Origin of the sequence: Victivallis vadensis (assembly GCF_003096415.1) — a bacterium.
GTDB classification, from domain to species: Bacteria; Verrucomicrobiota; Lentisphaeria; order Victivallales; family Victivallaceae; genus Victivallis; species Victivallis vadensis.
On sequence record NZ_QEKH01000081.1, the window covers coordinates 1 to 1450 of the forward strand.

The window sequence follows — 1450 nt, forward strand, 5'->3', positions numbered from 1 at the left end:
GATAATGTCCCAAATTTTGTGATGGGATGTGTTGTTTGACAAGGTTGCATCTGCCTTTTATTTTGAGTAACTCAAAATCTCAACATAAAGGGAATGCAGATGCAAGGTAAAATTAGCATGGACTTGTCGTTTTGTCAATCGGAGAATGGCTTTTCTTTGGACGAACTTGTAACAAAGTTGGCAGAAGTGTATGACCGCAAGGCCTTCGCCGAACTGCTGAAGATGATTTTGCAGATGGTTCAGGAGCTCCTGATGTATCGAATCTTTCATGGCGAAACAGATGCGTTGAAGTGTTGCGATAGTGGTCATCTTCGTCAGAACGGCAGCTTTGAGCGTCGCATTCGAACCAGCTTGGGGGAGTTCAAAATGAGGTTCTGGCGCGTGAGTTGTTCTGCGTGCGGAAAAAGCTTTTCGCCTTTGCAGCGCTTCATTCACTTGGGGCGTTATCAGACGAAAACCAATGAACTGGAACAGCTGATTGTTGAAGCAGCGAGCGAGACGAATTATCGGCGTGCCGTTCAGGAATTGGCACGTGACGGAAAACTGCCTGTGTCGTTTCATACTGCGCATGGCTGGGTGTTGCGAACGGATTGTGATGAAATCGACATATCCAGGCGGGTAATCGGTTCCGCACCGATTCAGATTATGCCTGACGGAACCGGTTTCAAGGGCGAGGGACGAAACGGCGTTGCTCGCAAAGGTGATTTGAAAGTGGTGATCGGAATAACGCAATCCGGAGAAATCTTTCCTCTGGGAAGTTGGGCGAACACCAGTTGGAATGCGATAAATCAACGATGGAAAGAGCAAGAAGTGAAGTTCCATGACGGAAGTATTCTGATCTGCGATGGCGAACTTGGGCTGTCCGAAGCATTCGCGGAATATGCCTCGGAACAGCAACGCTGCCACTGGCACATTAATCGGGATTTGTATCACGCGATGTATCAGGATGGCGGGCGCAAGGCAGATTCCAAATCGATTCAGGAGGCTTTAGCTGGAGCATTGGCGATCGAATTGCCGCAGGAAGATTTCAAATATGTGTCTGAGAAAGAGAAAGACGATATTGAGGAACGAATGGAGAAAACTGAAACGGCCATAGATCAGCTGATCGGATACTTTGAAGGGCATGGATACGAGGCCGCCGCAACCTATATGCACCGGGCTAAAATCGGCATGTTCGGTTATATTCGGCGTTGGCTGAAATGGGGATTGATTTCCCCAAGAGCTTCGTCGATGGTCGAAAGGGTGATGCGGGAACTCGGACGCAGAATCAAAAAGATTGCTTACGGATGGAGTGACAAAGGCGTAACGAAAGTTGCGAGAATCATATTGAAACGATTTACTAACGCCGGTGCATGGGAGGACTACTGGCAAAAACGTATGCAAATTATCGGCAACGTCGTTATCGGCGTTGGAAACTACAAGTGTGTTTCACAAAATTTGGGACAATAAC

General features: G+C 47.7%; 1 protein-coding gene. It reads left to right on the top strand.

Features of this window, described 5'->3' with window-relative positions:
- The first annotated feature begins 99 nt into the window (after positions 1-99).
- Entirely contained in the window at positions 100-1449 is a 1350-nt protein-coding gene (locus C8D82_RS20460; protein ID WP_420882998.1) for an ISH6 family transposase, read from the top strand.
- Position 1450 lies beyond the last annotated feature (1 nt).

Excerpts from the sequence above, each read along its gene's own strand:
- C8D82_RS20460 (WP_420882998.1), top strand. The coding sequence starts at position 100 with ATGCAAGGTAAAATTAGCATGGACTTGTCGTTTTGTCAATCGGAGAAT.